This window comes from Halorubrum trueperi (assembly GCF_042662525.1).
Lineage (GTDB): Archaea > Halobacteriota > Halobacteria > Halobacteriales > Haloferacaceae > Halorubrum > Halorubrum trueperi.
On sequence record NZ_JBHSXI010000012.1, the window covers coordinates 166,625 to 181,519 of the forward strand.

Annotated in this window: 18 protein-coding genes; 7 read left to right on the forward strand and 11 right to left on the reverse strand. The window is 67.1% G+C overall.

Annotated features, from left to right (window positions below; translation table 11 throughout):
• Positions 1–38: 38 nt before the first annotated feature.
• From ACFQEY_RS11315 to mce, 5 genes are all read right to left on the reverse strand, one after another.
• Positions 39–839, reverse strand: a complete 801-nt coding sequence (locus ACFQEY_RS11315; protein WP_379768565.1) for a translation initiation factor IF-2 subunit alpha — start codon at positions 837–839, stop codon at positions 39–41.
• 18 nt (positions 840–857) lie between these two features.
• Positions 858–1,031, reverse strand: coding sequence for a 30S ribosomal protein S27e (locus tag ACFQEY_RS11320; RefSeq protein WP_004595868.1), 174 nt, complete (start codon positions 1,029–1,031; stop codon positions 858–860).
• A 2-nt stretch (positions 1,032–1,033) separates the two neighbouring features.
• Positions 1,034–1,315 (reverse strand): 50S ribosomal protein L44e, encoded by a 282-nt coding sequence (locus ACFQEY_RS11325; RefSeq protein ID WP_004595867.1) that lies wholly within the window; start codon positions 1,313–1,315, stop codon positions 1,034–1,036.
• A gap of 136 nt (positions 1,316–1,451) precedes the next feature.
• Positions 1,452–2,123 carry a cyclase family protein gene (locus ACFQEY_RS11330; RefSeq protein WP_379768567.1) on the reverse strand — a complete coding sequence of 224 codons (672 nt, stop codon included), beginning with the start codon at positions 2,121–2,123 and terminating at the stop codon, positions 1,452–1,454.
• Positions 2,124–2,183: 60 nt separating this feature from the next.
• Complete coding sequence (gene mce / locus ACFQEY_RS11335; protein WP_379768569.1) at positions 2,184–2,570, reverse strand: methylmalonyl-CoA epimerase; 387 nt, start codon at positions 2,568–2,570, stop codon at positions 2,184–2,186.
• Between the two features lie 117 nt (positions 2,571–2,687).
• Between mce and ACFQEY_RS11340 the strand changes: the two genes are divergently transcribed.
• Positions 2,688–3,491, forward strand: a complete 804-nt coding sequence (locus tag ACFQEY_RS11340; RefSeq protein ID WP_379768571.1) for a formate/nitrite transporter family protein — start codon at positions 2,688–2,690, stop codon at positions 3,489–3,491.
• 75 nt (positions 3,492–3,566) lie between these two features.
• Entirely contained in the window at positions 3,567–3,881 is a 315-nt protein-coding gene (locus ACFQEY_RS11345; protein WP_379768573.1) for a YbjQ family protein, read from the forward strand.
• A gap of 10 nt (positions 3,882–3,891) precedes the next feature.
• On the opposite strand, the gene ACFQEY_RS11350 is transcribed toward ACFQEY_RS11345, so the two are convergent.
• Positions 3,892–5,568: an acyl-CoA mutase large subunit family protein gene (locus tag ACFQEY_RS11350; protein ID WP_379768575.1), complete on the reverse strand. Its 1,677-nt coding sequence runs from the start codon at positions 5,566–5,568 to the stop codon at positions 3,892–3,894.
• Positions 5,569–5,730: 162 nt separating this feature from the next.
• Here ACFQEY_RS11350 and ACFQEY_RS11355 point away from each other — a divergent pair, with 162 nt between their 5' ends.
• A complete protein-coding gene (locus ACFQEY_RS11355; protein ID WP_379768577.1) occupies positions 5,731–6,396 on the forward strand; it encodes an O-methyltransferase in 666 nt (221 codons plus the stop codon).
• Positions 6,397–6,944: 548 nt separating this feature from the next.
• On the opposite strand, the gene ACFQEY_RS11360 is transcribed toward ACFQEY_RS11355, so the two are convergent.
• Positions 6,945–8,048 carry a pyridoxal phosphate-dependent aminotransferase gene (locus ACFQEY_RS11360; RefSeq protein ID WP_379768579.1) on the reverse strand — a complete coding sequence of 368 codons (1,104 nt, stop codon included), beginning with the start codon at positions 8,046–8,048 and terminating at the stop codon, positions 6,945–6,947.
• 174 nt (positions 8,049–8,222) lie between these two features.
• On the opposite strand from ACFQEY_RS11360, the gene ACFQEY_RS11365 reads away from it, so the two are divergent.
• Entirely contained in the window at positions 8,223–8,723 is a 501-nt protein-coding gene (locus tag ACFQEY_RS11365) for a metal-dependent hydrolase (RefSeq protein ID WP_379768581.1), read from the forward strand.
• A gap of 54 nt (positions 8,724–8,777) precedes the next feature.
• Here ACFQEY_RS11365 and ACFQEY_RS11370 read toward each other — a convergent pair whose 3' ends face one another.
• Positions 8,778–9,569 carry a PHP domain-containing protein gene (locus ACFQEY_RS11370; RefSeq protein ID WP_379768583.1) on the reverse strand — a complete coding sequence of 264 codons (792 nt, stop codon included), beginning with the start codon at positions 9,567–9,569 and terminating at the stop codon, positions 8,778–8,780.
• Between the two features lie 132 nt (positions 9,570–9,701).
• Between ACFQEY_RS11370 and ACFQEY_RS11375 the strand changes: the two genes are divergently transcribed.
• The gene (locus tag ACFQEY_RS11375; protein ID WP_379768585.1) at positions 9,702–9,998 is read left to right on the forward strand and encodes a DUF7565 family protein; all 297 of its coding nucleotides are present in this window, start codon (positions 9,702–9,704) and stop codon (positions 9,996–9,998) included.
• Positions 9,999–10,085: 87 nt separating this feature from the next.
• On the opposite strand, the gene rocF is transcribed toward ACFQEY_RS11375, so the two are convergent.
• Positions 10,086–10,991: an arginase gene (rocF, locus tag ACFQEY_RS11380; protein WP_379768587.1), complete on the reverse strand. Its 906-nt coding sequence runs from the start codon at positions 10,989–10,991 to the stop codon at positions 10,086–10,088.
• Between the two features lie 126 nt (positions 10,992–11,117).
• Between rocF and ACFQEY_RS11385 the strand changes: the two genes are divergently transcribed.
• Together ACFQEY_RS11385 and ACFQEY_RS11390 are read left to right on the forward strand one after the other, a co-directional pair.
• Positions 11,118–11,375 (forward strand): hypothetical protein, encoded by a 258-nt coding sequence (locus tag ACFQEY_RS11385; protein WP_379768589.1) that lies wholly within the window; start codon positions 11,118–11,120, stop codon positions 11,373–11,375.
• Between the two features lie 68 nt (positions 11,376–11,443).
• On the forward strand, positions 11,444–11,977 hold the full coding sequence (locus ACFQEY_RS11390) for an Rrf2 family transcriptional regulator (RefSeq protein WP_379768591.1): 534 nt from the start codon (positions 11,444–11,446) through the stop codon (positions 11,975–11,977).
• A 273-nt stretch (positions 11,978–12,250) separates the two neighbouring features.
• On the opposite strand, the gene ACFQEY_RS11395 is transcribed toward ACFQEY_RS11390, so the two are convergent.
• Together ACFQEY_RS11395 and ACFQEY_RS11400 are read right to left on the reverse strand one after the other, a co-directional pair.
• The gene (locus ACFQEY_RS11395; protein WP_379768593.1) at positions 12,251–13,432 is read right to left on the reverse strand and encodes an NAD(P)/FAD-dependent oxidoreductase; all 1,182 of its coding nucleotides are present in this window, start codon (positions 13,430–13,432) and stop codon (positions 12,251–12,253) included.
• Between the two features lie 134 nt (positions 13,433–13,566).
• Positions 13,567–14,394: a nucleoside phosphorylase gene (locus tag ACFQEY_RS11400; protein WP_379768595.1), complete on the reverse strand. Its 828-nt coding sequence runs from the start codon at positions 14,392–14,394 to the stop codon at positions 13,567–13,569.
• Positions 14,395–14,895: the final 501 nt, after the last annotated feature.

Below are 14,895 nucleotides of genomic sequence, written 5' to 3' on the forward strand. Positions count from 1 at the left end.
TTTGTAGAATTAAATGGCGAAACGCCAACCGCGGGTGACTACTCGTCGTCCTCGTGTCGCTCGCGGTGGAATCCGCCGACGCCGCCGGCGGCCTCGATCGCTTCGCGGGCTCGGGCGGCGGCGGCCTCGAGCTGGTCCTCGGCCGTTTTGTAGTCGGGTGCGCGGACCTTGATTCGGTACTCGGGCGAGCCGACGTAGCCGACTTCGAGGTCGACGCCGTCGGGAATCTCGCCGTCGCCCTCGGCCGCTTCGAGGGCGGCCTTCACGTCGTCGACGCCGTCGGAGGCCGCCGATTCGAGGTCGACGTAGCCGGTCACGTCGACGTACGGGACCGAGACGTTGTCGCGGGCGGCCTCGACGATTGCATCGAGGGCCTCGTCGTCGATTTCGACCTCGTCGAGCGCCTCGTCGCCGCTGATCGCGGCCGCCTCGAAGGCGTCGTACAGCGAGTCGTACTCGACGAGGAGCGCGTTGGCGACCTCCGTGTAGCGGTCGTCGTCGACGTCCTCGCCGAGCGCGATGAGCATCCAGTTGTCGGCCTTCTGCGCGTTCTTCCAGGCCTGTATCTTGTCCTTGCGCTGGTGTTCGTTGACGTCTTTGATCGAGAGATCGATCTGGCCGGCGGACTCGTCGACCTCCAGCACCTTGGCGACGACCGTCTGCCCCACGCGGACGTGATCGCGGACGTTCTTGATCCAGCCGGAGGCGACCTCGCTGATGTGACAGAGGCCGCGTTTGTCCTCGTACTCGTCGAGATCGACGAAGACGCCGAAGTCGGCGATCTCGTCGACGTCGCCGACCACCAGCTCGCCGGGTTCGGGCCAGCCGCTGTACTTCATAACGGGGTGGTGAGGCGGTTACCGCGCCTCAACGGTTTCGACGATCTCGCCGTGCAGCTCGGCCTCCCCGCCGGTCGGGGTCGCGAGCGTCGTGCCGCAGACCGCACACGACACCGTGGAGGAGGCTTTGCCGAAGACGACCTGTTCGTTCTCGCAGTCGCCGCAAGCGACGCGGTGGAAGTCTCCCGCCATGCTCACTCCTGGAACGTGAGCCGACCGGCGCGCCAGCCCTCGCGCATGTGGGCCTTGCCGCAGTCGCCGCAGCGGTACTTCAGGTGGGTCTTCTTCGTCGGCTTGTCGCCACCGGGAACCTTCGAGTACCCGCCGGCGTTGCCGATCGTCGCGAGCGCGCGGCGTCGCTGGCGCGCGTCCCGCTTCATTCCGGTCGCTCGACCCGATCGAACCTTCTCCACCTCGTGCTCGTGATGCGAGTCACAGTGCGGACAGTACGTGTTGAAACGACGTGGCATTTCCATGGATATCTACCTTGGAACGCGGTTCGTCGCGGACGCTTAAAACGGGTTTGGTCTGCCCCGGAACCGCCGACTCCCGGAGCGGAGCCTCACACCGATCCAAGCGAGACGTCGCACCTCCCCGAGCGAGACGTCGCGCTCACTCGTCCCACTCAGCGACCGCCCGCACGGGGGACCCGTCTCCGTCGCGAAGCCGGAGCGGGAACGCGTACAGCCGGAACCGCTCCGGGAGGTCGTCGAGCCCGCACAGGTTCTCGACGATAGGCAGGCCTCCACGGAAGAGCGCGTCGTGCGCCGGGGTTCCGACGGGCTGGTCGCCCGCGCCGGTCGCTCCGTCCACCGCCGAACCGGTCGGCGTCGGGTCCGGCCCGAACGCGTCGAGACCGACGCCGACCCCGAGGTCGCGACACCGCTCCGCAGCCGCCTCGGTCAGGTACGGGTGATCGCGGTACCGCTCCGTTCCCCAGTGTGCCGCCCAGCCGGTCCGGACGACGAGTAGGTCGACAGCGTCGAGCGTGTCCGACTCGGGCAGCATCCCGGGTTCGATTGGCTCGCGATCCGAGAGCGAACCGGGGTCGACGAGCCGCGCGTCGAACGCGAACTCGCCCACCGCTCGCTCGTCGATCCCGTCCCCGTCGGAGAGCGTGTGGCGCGGCGCGTCGACGTGGGTTCCGGCGTGGCTTCCGATCCGGAGTTCGCTCGTCGCGTAACCGTCCGCCGCGTGGGTAGCGTCGGGCGAAATCGTCACGTCGGGGTCGCCGGGGTACGTCGGCATGCCCGTCTCGATCGGTCGCGAGAGATCGCGGAACACGCTCGCAGATAGGACCCCCGCGGCTTAAACCGTCTCGTCGTTGCGGGCGGCGCTCACGCCTCAGTGCTCGACGAGCTCCACGAGCACGCCGCCGGTCGAACGCGGGTGCAGAAAGGCGACCTCGTGGCCCCACGCGCCGGGACGCGGCTTCTCGTCGACGAGATCGACGCCGAGGCCGCGAGCGCGGTCGAGCGCCGCCGGGAGGTCGTCGGTCGCAAGCGCGACGTGGTGGATCCCCGGTCCTTCGCGGTCGAGGTAGTCGGCGATCGCGCCGCCCGCGGCCGGTTCGAGGAGTTCGAAGTATCCGCCGCCGTCGAGTTCGAGGAAGACGACGGACATGCCGTCGAACGTCTCCTCGTGGGCGATCGGCGCGTCGAGCAGTCCGTCGAACAGGTCCGCGAGGTCGGCGGCGTCGCGCGTCGCGACGCCGACGTGATCGAAGCGCATACGGGGTCCGTTCGCCAGCGAGGACTTATAAGGACGGGACCGACCTGTCGTCTTCCCGAATCCCCGTTACCCAAAGGTTTGGGTATCAGCCGAGCCGAGCACTCGAACGGAACTACCGTGACCGACTCACGATCCGACGCGGCGACGGAGCAGATGACCTCGCGGAGCATCCTCGATTCGCTGCTCGACAGCGGGCTCCACGAGATGAACCGGGAGCGGTCCGGACTGCTGCTTTCGGGGTTGTCGGCGGGGCTCGACATCGGATTCGGTCCCTTGATGATGGCGGTGGTACTGACGCTCTCGCCGGGGGGCTTCGGTGACCTCACGACCGAACTCCTGCTCGCCAGCGTCTACTCGATCGGGTTCATGTTCGTGATCATCGGCCGGTCGGAGCTGTTCACCGAACACACGACGCTGGCGGTGATCCCGGTGCTCGACCGACAGGCTTCGCTCCGACAGCTGGGACGGCTCTGGGGACTGGTGTACGTCGGGAACATCCTCGGCGGTCTGCTGTTCACGCTGCTCGTGACTCTACTGATGCCCGAGCTGGGGGTTGTCGACCCCCAGTCCTTCGAGACGATCGCGTTGAAGCTGGTCGATCACGACCTCCGGTGGCTGTTCGTCGGCGGCGTCTTCGCCGGGTGGCTGATGGGACTTCTGGCGTGGCTCGTGACCGCGGCCCAAGACACGACCGCCCGGATCCTCCTCGTGTTGATCGTCACCGGGACCATCGGCCTTCTCCACCTCCCGCACTCGATCGCGGGCAACGTCGAGGTGCTGTTCGGGCTGTTCGTCTCGCCCGCGATCACGCTCGCCGACTACGTCGGATTCCTCGTGCTGGCGACGGTCGGCAACGCCTTCGGCGGCGCGGTGTTCGTCGCGCTGCTGAAATACGGCCACGTCGTCCGCGGCGCGAACTGAGATCGGCGACGCGGCCGGACCGCGAGCGGACGATCATCGTCGATATTTAAGTTGGAGCCGCCAAATCGGGCTGGTATGGAGCTCTCCAACACCGACTCGATCGCCAGCAAGGAAGTGGTCGAGACGCTCGGGCTCGTTCGCGGGAACACGGTCCGCGCTCGAAACGTCGGCCGCGACATCACCCAGAGCCTCCGCAATCTCGCGGGCGGCGAACTGAAGGGGTATAGCGAACTGATGACCGACGCCCGCGATCAGGCGCAGTCGCGGATGGTCGACGAGGCTGAGACGCTCGACGCAGACGGCGTCATAAACGTCCGGTTCACGACCTCCTCGATAGCCGACAACGGCGCGGAGATCCTCGCGTACGGGACGGCAGTGCAGCTGCGGTAGGCCTGTCGACTTACCGTCCAGGCTTGTACTCTCCGAACTCGTCGCGAAACACGTCCGAGACCTCCTGGACCGTCGCGTAGGCCTTCACGGCGTCGACGATGTGGGGCATCACGTTCTCCGATCCACGCACGGCCTCGCGGAGCGACGCGAGCGCGTCGTCGACGGCGTCGCCGTCGCGGTCGGCCTTCACTTCTGCGAGCCGTTCGCGCTGCGCCTGCTCCTGCTCCGGATCGAGCTCCTCTAAGTCCATCTCTGGCTCCTCGTCGACCTCGTACTCGTTGACGCCGACGATGATCCGCTCGCTCTCTTCGATCTCCTCCTGCCGGTCGAAGGCGACGTCCTGGATCTGCCGCTGGACCCACTGGCTCTTGACCGCCTCCAGCATGCCGTCGCGGCGGTCGACCTCCTCCAGTATCTCGAAGGCGTCCTCCTCGATCCCGTCTGTGAGGCTCTCGACGTAGTACGACCCGGCCAGCGGGTCGATGGTGTCGGCCGCGCCCGACTCGTGTGCGAGGATCTGCTGGGTGCGGAGGGCGGTCCGGACCGACTGTTCGGTGGGGAGCGCCAGCGCCTCGTCCTTCCCGTTCGTGTGGAGGCTCTGTGTGCCGCCGAGCACGGCCGCGAGCGCCTGGTAGGCGACCCGCACGACGTTGTTTTCGATCTGCTGGGCTGTCAGGGTGGAACCGCCGGTCTGGGTGTGGAACTTGAGCTGCTTCGATTTTGGATTTTCCGCGTTGAACCGCTCCTCCATGATCTGCGCCCACATCCGACGGGCGGCCCGGAACTTCGCGGCCTCCTCGAAGATGTTGTTGTGCGCGTTGAAGAAAAACGAGAGCTGGGGGGCGAAGTCGTCGACGTCGAGGCCGGCGTCGATCGCGGCCTGAACGTACTCGATCCCGTTGCCGAGCGTGAACGCGACCTCCTGAGCGGCGGTTGAGCCCGCCTCGCGGATGTGGTACCCCGAGATGGAGATAGTGTTGAAGTTCGGGACCTCGGCGGCGCAAAACTCGAAAATGTCGGTGATGAGCCGCATCGAGTGTTCGGGCGGGTAGATGTAGAGGTTCCGCGCGATGTACTCCTTCATGATGTCGTTCTGGATCGTCCCGCGGAGCTGCTCGCGCGGGACGCCCTGCTCGTCGCCCATCGCCACGTACATCGCGAGCAGGACGCCGGCAGGGGCGTTGATCGTCATCGACGTGGACACCTCGTCGAGCGGTATCCCGCCGAAGACGGTCTCGAAGTCGTCGAGGGTGTCGATGGCGACCCCCGACCGCCCCACTTCGCCCTCGGCCATCGCGGCGTCGGAGTCGTAGCCCATCTGCGTCGGGAGGTCGAACGCCATCGAGAGCCCGGAGGAGCCCTGATCGATGAGGTAGTTGAAGCGCTCGTTCGTCTCCGCGGCGGTGCCCATCCCCGCGTACTGGCGCATCGTCCAGAGCCGTCCCCGGTGCATCGTCGAGTAGACGCCGCGCGTGTACGGCTCCTCACCGGGGTTCCCGACGTCCTCCCGGTAGTCGTGGTCGGCGACGTCCGCCGGCGTGTACAGCGGATCGACCGCCTGCCCGCCCGTGTCGGTGGTGAACGTCTCCTTGCGTTCGCCGAACCGGTCGACCGTCTCGCCGTAGGTCCCCGCCTCCCACGACTCCTTGGCCTCCCGGATCGCGTCCAGTTCGTCAGGATCGTACATTACTGAACGAGTCGGCGGAACGCGACTTAACAGTTTTCAGCGCCGGCTGATCGCGACCGGTAGTCGCGGAATGCCAGCAACCGATGGTTGCGGGACGGCAGGGATCTCTGGCTGCGCCGTTCCGGCGACCGGTTTCAAGTGTCGCGCGACCGAACGGACGGCATGGACGTCCGCTCTCACCCCATCGAGCGATTCCTCGCCGCGACGGCTCCCGAGCACACCGCGACGCAGGCGGAGATGGCCGAGCTCGCGGACGACTGGGGCTTTCCCACCATCGGACCGGAGGCGGGCGCGGTGCTCCGGCTTCTGGCTCGCCTGACCGACGCCGAGCGCGTGTTCGAGTTCGGGTCCGGGTTCGGCTACTCCGCCACGTGGTTCCTGCGTGGCGGCGCGGACGCCGTCATCTGCACGGAGTTCGACGAGGACGAGGCGACGCGCGGCGTCGCCTTCGCCGCCGACGGCGGGTACGCCGACCGGGTGACCTTCGAGGTCGGCGACGCGATGGAGACCATCGAACGGTACGACGGGCCCTTCGACGTGGTGCTCATCGACCACCAGAAACACCGCTACGCGGACGCCTACCGGACGGTCCTCCCGAAGGTCCGGACTGGCGGCGCGATCGTCGCCGACAACATCACCCGGGGACCCATCGACTTCCCCGATCTCGTCGCGCACTTTGAAGACGGCGCGCCCCTCCCCGACCCCGAGGTCGACGAGGAGACGCGAGGGATCGGGGAGTACGTCGGCACCGTGCGCTCCGACGACGCCGTCGAGACGGCCATCCTCCCTGTCGGCTCCGGAATCGCGGTCTCGACGAAGGTGGTGTGAGACCGCGACGACCACGATTGCTTATAAATGATCGTGGCGGTGCGGTGGCGTGCCTCTGAGCGCTCGCTTATAAGCGAGCGCGAGGAGCCCGCGAGGTCGCCGGCGCTACGCGCCGGCTGCCAGAGAATCTTCGATTCTCGCTGGACGCGGCGACCGTAGGGAGCCGCGAGGCTGGGGAGGCGTGAGGTGCGGGGCTGTGCGGTTGGGTGGGACTCAAAGGGGCAGTCGTCGGCGCTACGCGCCGGCGACACCGCAGCGAAGGAGCGTCAGCGACCGAGTGAGGAGCGCAGCGAGTCGCGCGAGTAGCGAGGGCGACCGGAGGGAGACCCTCGTAGCGAGCGGTGAAACCGCGAGCTCGTCGCGGCTGGGGCTTTGAACGTGTTCACCGCGCCAGCAACGATTTATAAACGAGCGGCTGGGGCTTTGGCAGTGTTTACCGCTCCGCAGACAGAGACACGCTCATTAGTAACACCGCACCCACGGATACCCGCCCACTCCGCCTGAATACACCGGACGGTCCCGCTGTCGTTCCGGCATCCAGATCCGTGTCACTCGTCGAAGTAATCCGCGAGTCGTTCGGCGGCTTCGACGGTCCGGGGCGTCACCAGCGCGAACCGGATCCAGTCGCCGCGGGCCGTCCCGAACGCGTCGCCGGGCATCCCCGCGACGCCCGCCTCGTCGATCAGGCGCTTCACGTTCTCCATGGTACCGGGGAAGCCGTCGAAGCGAGCGAGCACGTAGAACGCGCCCTCTGGGCGGCTGTACTCTGCGCCGGCCGCGTCGAGCGCGTCGGTGAACGCGTCGACCCGCTCGGCGAGCAGCGCTCGGGACTCCGCGAAGTACTCCGGGTCGGTCTCCGCGAGCGCGTGCGTCACGGCGTACTGCGAGGGCCGCGGCCCGGCGACGTTCACGAGCATGTGCCGCGCCTTCGCCTCGAAGACGTGATCGTCGGGGAAGACCCCGTACCCGACGCGGAACCCCGTGATCGCCATCGACTTCGAGAAGCCGTTCGTGACGATCACCCGGTCCGACCCGAGCGTCAAGGCTGACTCGAACTCTCCCGTCAGATCGAAGTGGTCGTACACCTCGTCGACGAGGACGAGCGCGTCGACCTCGTCCGCGATCGCGACGACCTCCCAGACCGCGTCGATATCGTAGATCGCTCCGGTCGGGTTGTTGGGGGTATTGAGCGTTATCAGCGCGGTCTCCTCGCTCGCGGCCTCCCGGATCGCGTCCGGGTCAAGCCCGCCGTCTCGGTCGGTCGGGACGAGCGTCGGTTTCCCGCCGAGCAACTGCACCTTCCCGGGGTAGTACGGGTAGACCGGGTCCAAAAGCAGCGCCTCGTCGCCAGCGTCGCGCTCGAACGCCCGCGCCATCGCGAGGTAGTTCGCCTCGCCCGTCCCGTTCGTGACGACGACCCGATCGACGTCGACGCCTCGCCGCTCGGCGATCGCCTCGCGGAGTTCGCGGAGCCCCTCGCTCGGCGGGTACTGGAACACGTCCGGCGGGAGACCGGCGTACTCCCGGAGCGCCTCCCGGAGCGCTCCCGGTGGTTCCCAGTCTGGGTTGCCGCTCACCATGTCAATGACGTCGCCGTCGGCCGCCCCCGCGTACTGCATCACGTGGAAGAACTTCGGCTCCTCGTACTCCATACCGACGCGTCGGCGTCGGGGTCCGTGGCTCTTTCGGCCGGTGCATAGCGTCGATCGGGACAGTCGGATCGGCGTCGATCGCGGGCCGCCGGATCGGTGTCGATCGAGGGCCAATATCCGGGTACGGCGTCCCCGATCCGGAGGGTTCACTTACCGTCACGGCCACCCCGTCGTATGAACAAACGCGGCCACGTTCTCAATGCTCTCCTCTTGGCTCTCGGACTCGGTTTCGTCATCGAGCCGGGACTCGACGCGGCCACGGCGCGGACCACCGCGCAAATTACGGTCCCGATCGTGTTGGGCGCGCTGTTTCCGGACGTCGACACCGCCTTCGGTCGCCACCGCAAAACGCTCCACAGCCTTCCGGTGCTCGGGATCTTCCTCGCGTACCCGATCGTCTTCGGCAACCTCCGGTACGTCTGGATCGGCGTGTTGACGCACTACATCCTCGACGTGGTCGGAAGTCGCCGCGGAATCGCGCTGTTTCACCCGCTGTCGGACGCGGAGTACGGCTTCCCGACCGGCGTGACGACCAGCAGCAAGTACGCGGACCTCGTCACCGTGGTGGTCACCGCGATCGAGCTCGCGGCCTTCTGGGCGATTCATACCCACGTCGTGGCCCTCGATCTCGACCTCTCGGCCGCGTCGGAAGCCGCGGCCGCGTTCGGGCTCTGAGACGGGCGCGTCGGTGACTGCGGTCGTCACGACGGCCGTCTCACCGCCGCCGGTTCACTTCGGGCGGAAGTCGGATAGCGACCCGGAATAGACGCTCACGTCGTTGAACTTGCCCTCGTACGCGACGTTGCTCGGGAGCGTCGGTTCGTCGCCGGAGAGGAACAGCCTGTCCAGCTTCTCCCACGTGTTCTCGTATCCGAGGTGGGCGAACTCGACCAGCCCGCGGAGCTGGTGGCCCGCGCCGCCGCGGTGGACCACCGTCCGGGAACCGCCCTCCCGGAAGGCGTCGACGACGGCGTCGGCGTCGTCGAGCGCGGCGTCGAACTCGGTCCACGCCTCGCCGACGGTGCCGCGCAGGTGGGCGTACGACGATCCGAACCCAGGCTGGCCTGTCTCCGCGGCGATGCGACGCGTCCGCGCGTTCTGGTGTGGGAGGAGCTTCGTGTTGTACGTCTCCACCGCATCGAGCCGGTCGGCGTGGGCCGCGATCTCCGGGCGTGTGAGCGAGATGGTGGCGAACCCGGGATGCGGCACGAGCACGGCGGCGTCCTGTCGCTCGAACTCGGTCATTGCTGCCTCGAACGTGATGTAGTCGGGGACCGGCTCTGACAGCCCGAGAACGAGGAGGTGTCTTCGGTTCCCCCAGTCACCGGTGAACACCTCGCGCGCGGGGACGACCGTCAGCTCGTCGTCGGTGTACCGCGCCGCGCGCTCTCGGATTGTCGGTAGCCTTGTGAAGTGCGGCGCGTACACGAGCGCGTCGATCCCCCGTTCTTTCGCGAGGGCTACGACGTCGTCGTCGAGCACCTTCACGTGTGCGTCGACGCGCGTTCTCGATCGGGTCACGAGTGGATGGTGTGCGTCGTCGAGCAAAGGCGTATCGTTCGACCGGGAGCGAACCGGGGAAGGATATCGGGCGGCGCGGCGGTCCGACTCGCGGGGGAAACCGTTAATCCCCCTCGGCGGAGATCACAGTGCATGCCCCGCTGGACGTGCGGAATCGACGACTGCGACGCCGCCTTCGACGACGTGGAGTCGGCCATCGTCCACCAGACGAACGGCCACCAGCGCCACAAATGTCAAGTCTGCGGCACGATCGTCCCCGACGGGTACTTCGCGATCCGGCACGCGTTCGACGAGCACACCCGCGCCGAGTTCGTCCGCTCGTACGACGCCGACTCCGCCGCAGTCCGCCGTCGCGAGGAGATTAAACGCGAGATCGAACGCGAGGCGGACCTTCAGCGGGTCGTCGAACGGTTGGACCGCGACGAGTGAGGCGGTCGGTGCGACGACTCTGTCCCCGAACTCGAACCACTGCTTCGCCTCCGAACCCGGACGACCACACCGGCCGCGATCCCCGGTCTACAACACCCGTTTTCCGAACGCGCTCGCGGCGAGTTCCGTCGCGAGCGCCGCGGTCTCGTTGTGCTGATCGAGCGTTGGATTCACCTCGACGAGCTCCATCGACCGGAGGCAACCGGCCTCGTCGACGATCTCCATCGCGCTGTGGGCCTCCCGGTAGGTAGCCCCGCCGCGGACGGGCGTCCCCACACCGGGTGCCTCCTTGGGGTCGAGCCAGTCGAGATCGAGGCTGACGTGGACCCCGTCGACGCCGGCCGACGCGACCCCGAGCGCCTCCTCGGTCACGTCGGTGATCCCCCGCTCGTCGATGTCGGACATCGTGTACGCAGCGAAGCCGTGGTCGCGAATCACGTCCACCTCGGCCTCGTCGACCGAGCGGAGCCCGACGAGCGCGACGTTCTCGGGCGAGAGTCCGGGCGCGTTCGCCCACTCAGTGTCGGCGAACTCGTCCATCCCGAGCGCGGCCGCCAGCGGCATCCCGTGAACATTTCCCGATGGGGTCGTCGCGGGAGTGTTGAGGTCGGCGTGGGCGTCGAACCAAACCGCGCCGATCTCGGCGTCGCGCGCGGACCCGACGAGCGAGCCGATGGCGATCGAGTGGTCCCCCCCGAGCACGAGGGGAACGTTCCCAGCGACGAGCGTCCCGCTCACCTCGTCGGCGAGACGGCGGCACACGTCCTCGGTCTCCCGGAGGAACTTCGCGTCGCCCTCGCTGGGCGTGTGCGTGTCGGGATCGCGCTCCTCGGCGCGGGGGACCGCGAGATCGCCCGCGTCGACGGTCTCGACGCCCGCGCTCGCGAGCTGTTCGGCGAGTCCCCCGTACCGAATGGCTGACGGACCCATGTCGACGCCGCGGCGGTTCGCTCCGTAGTCGGTCGGCGCGCCGATGATCCTGACGGTGGTCATACCGGAGACCCGGCGCGACGGCGCTTGAATGGTGGGGGATCCGCACCATTCGCGCGTCGGAGCGCATCACGTCCGCCACGACGAGGGATCGCACACGACTTTCACGCCGCGGTGCGATCGGCGCGCATGAGCGCCCCCGGAAGCGACTCCAGTCCGTCCGATGTCGAACCCAGTCCGTCCGATGTCGAACCCAGTCCGTCCGATGTCGAGCCGATCGGTGCCATGATCGTCGTCGCGTTCACCGGTGCCGTGATCGGACTCGCGGGCGCGAGCGTCTCGTTTGTCTCCGCCGACCTCGGAATCGCCCTTGTCGGCGTCGGCGTCGTCGTCGCCCTGTCGAGCCCGATCGCGTACGTTCGGCTTCGCAGACGGCGCGAAAACTGAGCGCTGCGTACTTGCTTTTATAATAGGGTTCCATCGCATTTAAGCGGGGTCGCCATCTATTTGGACCTATGTCATCGATAGAGCTCACGTCGAGTCAGAAAAGCATCCTCACGGCTCTCATCAATCTGTACGGGGAACAGGAGGACGCAGTCAAAGGCGAGGCGATAGCCGAGGAGGTCGACCGCAATCCCGGGACGATCCGCAATCAGATGCAGAGCCTGAAGGCCCTCCAGCTGGTGGAGGGGGTACCCGGACCGAAGGGCGGCTACAAGCCCACCTCGAACGCGTACGAAGCGCTCGACATTCAGCGTATGGACGAACCCGCCGACGTCCCCATCTTCCACCAGGGCGAGGAGCTAACCGGCGTCAACGTCGACGGGATCGACCTCTCCAGCGTCCACCACCCCGAGCTTTGCCGCGCCGAGATCCACGTGCAGGGCTCCGTCCGGGACTTCCACGACGGCGACTCGGTCACCGTCGGCCCGACGCCCCTCTCGAAGCTCGTCATCGATGGGACCGTCGACGGGAAAGACGACACCGCTAACGTCCTCATACTCCGCATCGACGACATGCGCGCGCCCGACGAACCCGCCGAGCACTGAGGCCGCCACGCGTTCTCGACGCGGATTTGACATCCCAGCGACCGACGTCCCAGCGAACGCCCCGTCACGGGGCGGTAACGCTCTCCGATTCTCTTCGTTCTCGGTTCGGTGAGCGGCTGCGCTGCGCTTCAATCGAGGGCCGAGGGCCCCCAGTCGAATGTCGTCGATCGGGAGTCGGCAGTGAGGGTCACTAGGTGGTCGATGGTCCGTCCGTGAGAGAAATCGGGCGAACGGGTTCGATTGGCCGTCGGCTGCGGTCGGACTCCGTCCCGTCTACATGTCGCCGAACGCGCTCACGCCGCGTCCAGTCGAGGAGACCTTCGCGATCCAGCGCGTGGCGATGCCCTTCTTCAGGAGCTTCGCCGGCGTGCCGCCGAACGTCTTCATGGGCACTCCCATCACGTCGTGAGCGACGGCGTCTTCGCCGACAGAGATGACCGTTCCCTTGTCCTCGTGCGTCCACGATTTCAGGGGCGCGCCCCGGGCGGCGCGCGCGAGGTTCTCGCCGGCGACTTCCGCGGCCTGCCACGCGGCCTGCGCGGTCGGCGGCGCGACGTCGTCGTCCCCCTGCTCGATCAGGGCGGTGTCGCCGATGGCGAAGACGCGGTCGTCGCTCGTGGTGAAATCGGAGCCGGCGTGAACGCGGTTGGAGCGTTCGTCCTTCTCGACTTCGACGTCCTCCAGCTCCGGCTGGCCCGTGATACCGCCGGTCCAGATCAGCACGTCGTAGGCGAGCTCCTCGGACTCCTCCTCCTCGCCGCCGCCGAGGTAGACGGCATCCTCGTCCGCCTTCGAGATGAAATCGCCGGTGAGGATATTCACGTCGGCGTCCTCCAGTCGCTGTCGCAGCGCGCCCTGGATCTGCGGATCGTTTCCGGGGAACACCTCGTCGAGCCCCTCGACGAGCGTGACGTCGATCGGCGCGCGGTGCTTGTCGCGGTACGCCGCGATCTCGCCCGCCGTCTGGATCCCGGAGAGCCCGGCACCGCCGACGATCACGTTCACGGGGTCCGAGCGCGTCGCCTCGGCGGCCGCCGAGCGAATCTCCTCGTGAATCGCCTTCGCGTCGTCGAGGCCCTTCAGTTGGTGGGCGTTCTCTCTCAGTCCATCGATGCCGAAGAAGGCCGTCGTGGAACCGACGGCGAGAAGCAGGTAGTCGTAGTCGACGGTGGTCCCGTCGTCGGTCTCGACGACGCACTCGTCGGTGTCGACGTCGACGACGCGACCCTGCACGAAGTCGGATTGGGAGGACTTGATCTCGTCGACAGGGATGGTGATCTTGTCCGCGACTGCGGGGTTGCGGATCGCGCGATGAACCTCGTGTAACACGAGGTGGTAATCGTGCTCCGAGACCCACGTCAGCTCCGCCTCGCCGTCGCCGACCTCGTCCTCAAACGCCTTCACCGCGCCTGCGCCGGCGTATCCGGACCCGACGACGACGATCTGTGTGGTCATAAATGTCGGTCGGCGGCCCGCGGGTAAAGTCGCTTTGGAACGACCGTGACGAGTGGTGTGGAGAACGGACGCGACGGATGGCGTGCGGAACGAAACTCGACGCGCGTGTTGTTCGACGGATGCGACTCCTCGACCTACAGCGAGAGTCCCGCGTGCCACCGATCCGCACCCGCCTCGCGTTTCACCTCGTCCATACGCGCGAGGAGCTTCACGGCGAGGCTCGCCGTCTCGGCCGCGCGCGACTCGCCCTCGGTCCGGAACTCCCCGGTGACGCGGTTCGCGTAGACGGAACAGACCGCGCCGGCGCGCAGACCGTACACGCTCGCGATCGTGAGGATCGCCGACGCCTCCATCTCGATGTTCTTCACATTCGCGTCGCGGAGTTCCGCGACCAGTTCGTCGGAGCCGGCCGCCTCGAATCCCTCGAACCCGGGTCGGCCCTGTCCCGCGTAGAAGGAGTCGGCGCTCATGGTGACGCCGGTGTGGTAGTCGTAGCCGAGTCGCTCCGCGGCCGCGACGAGCGCGGAGACGACCTCCCCGTCGGCGGCGGCCGGGTAATCCTCGCGGACGTACTCGTCGCTCGTCCCCTCCTGTCTGACCGCGCCGGTCGTGATCACCAGGTCGCCCACGTCCATCCCGGGCTGGATCGCTCCGCAGGAGCCGACCCGGATGAAGGTTTCGACGCCCACCCTGGCGAGTTCTTCCACCGCGATGGCCGCCGACGGCGAACCGATCCCCGTCGACGTCACGGAGATTGGCGCGCCGTCGTAGGAGCCCGTCGCGGTGCGGTACTCCCGGTGGCGCGCGATCTCGTCGTAGTCGTCCCACAGCGCGGTGATCTTGTCGACGCGCTCCGGGTTGCCGGGGAGGAGCACGGCGTCGGCGACGTCGCCGTCGCCGACTTCAATGTGGTACTGGACCTCGTCGTTGGGATCCTCGCTCTTATCGGGCTCGTCGGTCATGTCCCCGACCTTCGACGAGCCGTTTAAAAGTAGTTCCGCCTCGCGGTCCGACCGGATCGCCGGGTTGCGTTCGGCGGTTTCACTGAGCTGACAATTTTCAGACCCGTTCCCAACTGAACAGCGTCCGTCGACGACTTTTGATTACGAGCGGGAGTGAGTATATCAATTCGGTCGACGGGTCGTTTATAAGTGAACGAGTGGTGTTGTTAGCGGTTGTTTATATATCGTTGACGGCGCGGTGAATCGCTCAGTGTGTGGCGTTGATTGCTTATAAATGATTGTCGACAGCGTGGTGAACACTTACAAAGCCCCAGTCGCGAGGCGGGCGCACGCTCGCTGCGCTCCTCACTCGGTCGCTCACTTCGTTCGTTCCCTCGTTGCGGTGTCGCCGGCGCTGCGCGCCGGCTTCAAGAGGGACCTCCTGTCCCTCCCTGCTTGTGTCGTCATCAGAACGCAAAGCGTTCTGATTGGCTCACGAGAGCTCCGCTCTCGTGAACGCCT